Source organism: Type-D symbiont of Plautia stali (assembly GCF_001485335.1).
Lineage (GTDB): Bacteria > Pseudomonadota > Gammaproteobacteria > Enterobacterales > Enterobacteriaceae > Pantoea > Pantoea vagans_C.
On sequence record NZ_BBOC01000043.1, the window covers coordinates 38,688 to 46,165 of the forward strand.

Genomic DNA, 7,478 nt, shown 5'->3' on the forward strand with positions numbered 1-7,478 from the left:
CTTTACTTTTGGATCGAAAATGCACAGGTAAAACCCGCTGACGAATCCATCAGCGGTTATTATCACAACGTTTGTTATTGACTGACTGGATTATACCCCAGCCATTCCTCTAGTTTTTTTCGGGACTGTATTAAGACATGGAGACTGACATCCGCATCCACGGGTAATTCACCGCGCAGCGGATAACTGTCTCTTTGTCGATGCATACGTAATGGAATTTCCAGACTGCAAGGAATATTTAATTTTTCCAGTGCTTTGAGCATCGGTACATAATTGAGCTGACCATATCCCAGCGGGGTGAAATGAACTTCACCGTCGACGACATTCAAATCCTTAAGATGGCAGTGCTGTGCACCCGGCAACATCGCGATGCCTTGTTCAATCGCGTCAACTTCTGGGCAGAGCGAAACAATGTTGCCGGCATCCACATTGAATGCCACCGCGGGATGATTAATTTCATTCAGTAAGGAAAAGCCATCATCTGCTAATTGAAACACGTCATAATTCGGGTCACCCCCGTTTTCCAGACAGATGACACATCCATGGTCAGCAGCGACAGGCGCCAATTCTTTTAGATTTGCAATAATCTGCTGGCGGTCTTCTTTACGTCCAACGCAAATATTAATCCACTTAGCGCCAATCAAATTCGCAAAGCGTATGCGGCGTGTAAACTGAGCAACAGCATCTGTCGAGCCCATGTTCATGGTGGCACCGAAGGATCGCGTGCCTAACTGATGCTTTTCCAGTAACGCAGCGACCTGTCTGGCGTTTTCTTCGCCGAATAATTCAGGCGGCATCTCACCGACATAGCCTTGGTTATAGGCCAGTTCCACATAATGAAAGCCTGCTTTTTTAATGGTGCTGAAAGCCACATCCATATCTAAACCGTCAAACATCGCCGTGTTTACGCCAATTTCCAGCTTACTCATGATGCCCTCCCTATTGAACTAAAGTTCAGCATATGACCGTATGAACACTTTTAGCAAAAAACAGAAACCCGAAATCGCGAGTGGATCACGAATGGAGACATTGATGGAAATCGGCGGTTTGAGTGGATGAACTCGAGGGCAGTTAATGTGGAGGGATGTTGTCAGTCAGGCAGGGTTGAATCGCCATAAATGGCGACCCTACGCTTAACGAGCACCGTTTTCGTAGGGTGCGGTCAGAGGTTTACACTTCCGTCCAGCCACGCAGCAGGTTGTGATACATATTCAGCAGCGACAGCAACTCTTCGCTATCACCGTGGCGTACTTTAAGGCTCTGAATATTACGGTCCAGCTCAAACAGCATTGCGCGCTGTTTATCATCACGTACCATGGACTGAATCCACAAAAATGACGCCACACGAGCACCGCGAGTGACAGGCGTGACACAATGCAGGCTGCTGGAGGGATAGAGCACCAGATGGCCGGCGGGTAGCTTCACTTTGTGTTGGCCGTAGGTATCTTCAATCACCAACTCGCCGCCGTCATAGCTGTCTGGTTCGCTGAGAAACAGCGTGGCGGAAAGATCGGTACGCATCCAGCCCGCCGCGCCGTTATGACGTACCGCACCATCAACGTGAAAACCGTAGGTTTCCCCCTGCTCGTAACGGTTAAACAAGGGTGTCGAAATCGATCGCGGTAACGCGGCAGAAAAGAACAGCGGGTTGGTGTTCAGCGCCTGCATCACCGCCGCTTGCAGTTGATCGTAAAGCGGTGTGCGTGTGTCAATCTGCTGGTTATTTTTGACCGTCGCACCCTGACTACCGACCGTTGCACGTCCGTCAATCCACTCAGCCTGCTGTAACAGCTCACTGAATTTCGCCACCTCTTCCGGTGCCAGTACGGCGGGAATGTGATACATCATCGCGTTGTTCTCTCTAATAAAAATGGGGCGCGCACGCCCCACGTTAGCACTTAGAAGTGGACGTTTGCCGTCAACAGGAATGTACGTGGTTCACCCGGATGATAGCGGTAGCCACTCTTGTTGATCGAAGCAACGTAGTTGGTATCGAAAATGTTGTACACGTTGAACTGCAGATCGAGGTTGTTATTCACCTTATATCCCAGCTTGGCATCTGCCACCCAGTAGCCTTCGGTATGATCAGGCGTGCCAACTGCGCCATCACTGCCACGACGCAAGCTGCCAACATAACGTGCACCACCGCCAACCGAAATCGCGTCAGTGGCTTGATACTGTGTCCACAAGGTGAACGCGTGCTTAGGCGTGTAGGCAATCGAAGACGACCCGTCTTGCGCCACTGCTGCCCCCTCCTTCACGGAGGCGTGCTGCATGGTGTAACCGGCAATCACTTCCCAGTCAGGCGTGATGTTACCCGTGGCTGATAACTCATAGCCCTCTACACGCTTTTTGCCGGTCTGTGAGTAGGTGCCATCATCGTTAGCATCCACTTCGTTCTCAATATCGGTGCGGAACAACGCTGCATTCAGCAGCAGGCGTTTATCCAGCACCTGCCATTTGGTGCCCACTTCACTTGACTTGGCTTTCTGTGGTTTGAAGTCGGTGCGGTTAGCACTGTTACCCGTGCCACCAGCCGCCAACGCAAAACTGCTGCCGCCTGGAGGCTGTTGCGAGATGGCATAGTTAACATACACATTGCCCTGCTCTGTCAGGCGATAGAGTGCACCGGCTTTCCAGTTCACCAGATTGCCAGACTTCGCGGTGTCCACTGTGGTCAAAGGTGTACCCGGTGCCGTACCCGCTGGGCAAGCCAACGCACCGCGTCCCGTACCACCGCAAGCCGTCGCACTGTCATACTCGGTGTGATAACTGTCGAGGCGGATGCCGCCGTTCAACTCAAAGCTTTTGGTAATGGCTAAGGTATCGAAGGCATAAATGCCGGTGGTGTCCGTCTGGCCGTTGGCATTTGCACCGTTACGATCCAGTCCACCCACCGAAATACTGCTGATAGGGTGATAGATATTCACCGCAGGCGCAGTGATCGCATTCACGCCGTAGTTGGTTTGATTTTCACGCGTGAACTCGACGCCTGCGCTGATATCGTGCCCCACCGAGCCGGTATAGAACTTCGAGGTGATATTGGTCTGGTTGGTGAGAATGCGGTTACTGACATCTTTCAGGTTGGCATTACGCGTCCAGGTCCAGGTGCCGACATCGTTAGGGTTGGGCGTGGTAATGGTGCTGCCCATCACCGCAGTCAGCAGATACTCCTGCTTAACACGCGACCAGCGCGTCGTGTTGCGAATGGTGGTGCTGTCGTTGAGGTCATGCTCAAAGCGAATGGTGCCCGTATCGGTCGTCGACTTGTCGAAATCCGAATCGGTCCCGTAGTAGTTGCTGGTCGCTACTTTGCCAGAGTTGTTCAGTGCCGCCGTGGCTGGCGTTGGCGAAGAGTAGCCCGGCAAACCAATCGTTGGGATACCGCCATCTGGCGTATTGTTTTGATGCACATGCAGGTAGTTCAAATACAGACGCGTTGACGTATCCAGACCAAATGCCAGTGAAGGTGCAACGCCATAACGCTCGTTTTCCACGTTATCGCGTGCCGCATCGTGGGTTTTCTCTCCCATCAAATTAAGACGGAAAGCGCTGTTATCGTTAATTGCCTGATTATAATCCAGCGTACCACGACGCATCCACGCGCTGCCGATGCTGACAGAGGCATCCAGACCGGTATCCAGACGCGGCTGTTTACTGATCATATTGATCGAGCCGGATGGCGCGCTGCGACCGTAATCGGTGCCGGATGGCCCTTTGATCACTTCAACCTGCTGCGTGTTAAAGGTGTCACGCGTCACGCTGCCAATATCACGGATACCGTCAACATAGATGCTGTTCGAGGTATCCATACCGCGCATATAGACGGCATCCCCCGTCGATGAGCTGCCGTTCTCACCGGCATAAAACGCACCCACGCCTGGCACGTTTTTCAGCGCATCGGTCAGATTATTCACGCCTTGATCTTTAATCACCTGATCGCTGATCACTGTCATGGTACGGGTGGTGTCTACCAGCGGGCGGCTAAATTTTGGGTCAGCAGAGGCGTTAGGGGCATACAGCGACGGAGTCTGCGCGTTAACCACTAACGTATCGTCAGTTTTTTTGGTTGAGGTGTCAGCAGCCAGGCTGGCAGCAGGAGAAATACCAATACAGAGACCCGTGAACAAGGTCAGCGAATTGAAACTGCCAAACGGCAGAGTGCGATTTTTATCCATTTTAAAAGGGAAGGTTTCTTATCGTTATTGACGCGCTTATCACATCCCATCAAGGCTAAAAGGCCGTTTTGGCATGCAACACCTAAATGATAACGCCAATGGTTATCATTTACTTTTCTATTTTTACACGCAATGTGAGGATTTGGAATACATTTCTTTACGTTAAGATTACAGAATCAATACGGTTGAATGAGACGGCGGGGTGGGACGAAATTTTTTCAACAAGAGGGAAAATGCGGACAGAAAAAACCCGCTGGACATGGCAGCGGGATTTTTATTTGGCAGTGCCGAGTTCATTCCAGTAGCTGTAGCGCATCACCTGAAGGAAGCGTTCATCTTTCATAGTAGCGATACACCGACGGATGGAATTCAATGCCATACAGTTGGCTGACTGGGATCAGCAAATCAATGTGATTGCTGAGGTCGAACTCGCGTTCTTCGTGCGGCTTAACATCAGGGCTAATTAAGCGGTTGAACCACTGCGACAGGATGGTTTTCATTGTCAGGCTCTCCAGTAATGATTGACCCTGGCAGTAAACCGCAGACCACCTAATAACCAAAACGATTAGATATGCGATGGAATCCCAGTTAATGCATATTGTGATGGCCGCAATCTGCTGCTGCCATCACTCACCTATCCCCTGCTCTTCGCCAGCATCCGATGATAGTTATTGAGCCATTTGCCGCTGGTCAAGCGTAGCCAGAAGAACACACCGCGTACGGTCCAGTCGAGGAACATACCGAGCCATACGCCCACCACACCCATACCCAGCATGATACCCAGCACATAACCCGCCACCACGCGTGCGCCCCACATGCTAAACATCGACACATACATGGTATAACGCGCATCGCGTGCGCCTTTCAGTCCAGCAGGCAACACCCATGAGGCAGTCCAGATAGGCATAAAGGCGGCGTTCAGCCAGATGAGGTGTTTCGTTACCTCGATCACTTCAGGATCGCGCGTATAGAACTTCGCCAGCGTGCCCGCCAAAGGCACCGTGATTAAGGCCAGGGTGCACAAGCCAATCATCGCCAGCCAGAACACGTGTTTGATTTGTCTTTCTGCCTGCATCACCTGGTTTTTGCCCAGGCGCTTGCCGGTAATAATGGTGGATGCCGAACCGAGGGCATTCCCGGGCAAATTGATTAACGTGGCGATGGAGAAGGCAATAAAGTTACCGGCAATTTCGTTGGTGCCCATACCCGCAACAAAAATCTGCGTCAGCAATTTACCGCCGTTAAACAGCACAGACTCAATACTGGCGGGTACACCGATCCCCAACACTTCCATCAGGATGTTACGATCCCAGCGACGAAAATAGCTGGCGATGCTGATTCTGAGCGCAGGCGTGATACCGCGATACAGCACATAAATGGCCGCAGCCGCACCGATATAGCGGGAGATAGTCAGCCCAAGCCCGGCCCCGACAAACCCCATGCCTTCCCACCCCATGGCACCGTAAATCAGCACACTACTGATCACGATGTTAAGGATATTCATGCCGCCATTGATCAGCATCGGAATTTTGGTGTTTCCTGCACCGCGCAATGAGCCACTGCCAATCAACGCAATCGCTGCTGCGGGATAGCTCCACGCCGAGGTTTGCAGATAGCTAAGCGCAAGCTCTTTCACCTTGGGTTCAGCGCTGCCGGCTATGCCATCGATGATCAAATGCCCCCAGAACTCAATCACGATCACCAGCACAAAGGCCAGCACCGTCATTAATCCCAGCGACTGGCGCGTCGCCGCACGGGCGCGTTTGCCGTTGCGTTTGGCAAGGCTGAAGGCCACCACCACCGTGGTACCCAGATCAATCGCCGCAAAGAAAGAGATAATCACCATATTGAAGCTGTCAGCCAGGCCAACGCCCGCCATCGCTTCCTTGCCCAGCCAACTCACCAGGAAAGTACTCAGGACGCCCATCAGCATCACGCACAGGTTTTCAATAAAGATGGGCACGGCCAATGGGGTGATTTCACGCCACAACAGCGTGCGATAAGAGCGACGTTTGGGATACCACGCCGTATTTCTGACCGCACGCATCACTGCTACGCCAGGATTTTGCAAGGGAGTACCAAATCACTTTGGAGAAGAAGAAGAGTAATAATGATGATAGGCCACTGAGAAATATGCAAAGTGTTTCCCGTCACCATTTAATCATTATTACAAACTTTTTGTCGCCACCACCGCAGGATCCGCTGCACCACCGAGATAGGCGCTACGCACCTCATCGTTATTTAGGAGTTCTTCCCCACTGCCGCTCAATTTAATTTCTCCGTTGACCATGACATAGCCACGGTCAGCTAGTTGCAGCGCATGACGAGCATTCTGCTCCACCAGAAATAACGTCATGCCTTGCTGAGTCAATTCGCGCAGGATGTTGAAGATCTGCTTCACCACGATCGGTGCCAGGCCCAGGCTAGGTTCATCCAGTAACAATAGCTTCGGGCGACTCATCAATGCCCGCGCAATTGCCAGCATCTGTTGCTCACCGCCAGAGAGCGTCATTGCGCGCTGCTTGCGCCGTTCCAGCAAGCGTGGGAACAGTTGATACATTCGCTCCTTGTCCTCTTTGACGTGGCGTTCACCCACGGCGATAGTGCCCATCAGCAAATTCTCTTCCACCGTCATGTCTGGGAAGATGCGCCGCCCTTCTGGTGCCTGGGCAATACCACTGGCCGCGATAAAATGGGTGCTACGATGGCTAATCGATTCTCCGCGTAAGCGAATCTCACCGCTGGCAATGCGCGGTTGACCAAATATCGACATCAGCAGCGTCGATTTGCCTGCACCGTTCGCGCCAATCAAGGCGACGGTTTCGCCCTGGTTCACGGTCAATGACACCTGCTTGAGGGCCTGCACGGGGCCGTAAAACACATCCACCTGTTCAAAACTCAGCATCGGCTCAGCCATGGTCGCTCTCCTCATCGGCACCGAGATAAGCCGCAATCACTTTGGGATCGTGGCGGATTTGCTGCGGTGTGCCCTGCGCAATCACATCGCCATGATCCAACACCACAATGTGATCGGAAATACGCATCACCATCGGCATATCATGTTCAATCAACAGCACGCTAATACGGTGGTCGGCACGCAGGCGATGCAGGATTTGACTCAGTGCATCGGTCTCAACCGGGTTCAGCCCTGCTGCGGGTTCATCCAGGCAGATCAATTCGGGACGCGTGCACATGGCGCGTGCAATCTCTAATCGCCGCTGTTGGCCATAAGAGAGCGTCCCCGCCAGCCGATTCGCACTGGAGACTAAATCGACGTTTTCCAGCCAGTAAAAGGCGCGA

General features: G+C 52.4%; 7 protein-coding genes. All 7 read right to left on the minus strand.

All coding sequences use genetic code 11. The features are described 5' to 3' along the window. Positions 1-74: 74 nt before the first annotated feature. The gene (locus PSSD_RS14785; protein WP_058972734.1) at positions 75-929 is read right to left on the minus strand and encodes a sugar phosphate isomerase/epimerase family protein; all 855 of its coding nucleotides are present in this window, start codon (positions 927-929) and stop codon (positions 75-77) included. A gap of 241 nt (positions 930-1,170) precedes the next feature. Continuing rightward, positions 1,171-1,848, minus strand: a complete 678-nt coding sequence (gene ybiX / locus PSSD_RS14790; RefSeq protein ID WP_039336843.1) for a PKHD-type hydroxylase YbiX — start codon at positions 1,846-1,848, stop codon at positions 1,171-1,173. 50 nt (positions 1,849-1,898) lie between these two features. Continuing rightward, complete coding sequence (locus tag PSSD_RS14795) at positions 1,899-4,178, minus strand: catecholate siderophore receptor Fiu (protein WP_058972735.1); 2,280 nt, start codon at positions 4,176-4,178, stop codon at positions 1,899-1,901. A gap of 332 nt (positions 4,179-4,510) precedes the next feature. After that, a complete protein-coding gene (locus tag PSSD_RS27775) occupies positions 4,511-4,678 on the minus strand; it encodes a hypothetical protein (protein WP_167347679.1) in 168 nt (55 codons plus the stop codon). 134 nt (positions 4,679-4,812) lie between these two features. After that, positions 4,813-6,225, minus strand: coding sequence for an EmmdR/YeeO family multidrug/toxin efflux MATE transporter (locus PSSD_RS14800; RefSeq protein ID WP_058972736.1), 1,413 nt, complete (start codon positions 6,223-6,225; stop codon positions 4,813-4,815). 120 nt (positions 6,226-6,345) lie between these two features. Next, a complete protein-coding gene (locus tag PSSD_RS14805) occupies positions 6,346-7,095 on the minus strand; it encodes an ABC transporter ATP-binding protein (RefSeq protein ID WP_039336849.1) in 750 nt (249 codons plus the stop codon). Then, the coding region (locus PSSD_RS14810; RefSeq protein WP_153011443.1) for an ABC transporter ATP-binding protein at positions 7,088-7,478 on the minus strand (391 nt) is incomplete at its 5' end. The genes PSSD_RS14810 and PSSD_RS14805, both read right to left, overlap by 8 nt.

Bases quoted from the DNA above. Each gene is read 5' to 3' on its own strand.
- PSSD_RS14795 (WP_058972735.1), bottom strand. From the start codon at position 4,178: ATGGATAAAAATCGCACTCTGCCGTTTGGCAGTTTCAATTCGCTGACC.
- PSSD_RS27775 (WP_167347679.1), bottom strand. From the start codon at position 4,678: ATGAAAACCATCCTGTCGCAGTGGTTCAACCGCTTAATTAGCCCTGAT.
- PSSD_RS14785 (WP_058972734.1), bottom strand. From the start codon at position 929: ATGAGTAAGCTGGAAATTGGCGTAAACACGGCGATGTTTGACGGTTTA.
- PSSD_RS14800 (WP_058972736.1), bottom strand. From the start codon at position 6,225: ATGCGTGCGGTCAGAAATACGGCGTGGTATCCCAAACGTCGCTCTTAT.
- PSSD_RS14805 (WP_039336849.1), bottom strand. From the start codon at position 7,095: ATGGCTGAGCCGATGCTGAGTTTTGAACAGGTGGATGTGTTTTACGGC.
- ybiX (WP_039336843.1), bottom strand. From the start codon at position 1,848: ATGATGTATCACATTCCCGCCGTACTGGCACCGGAAGAGGTGGCGAAA.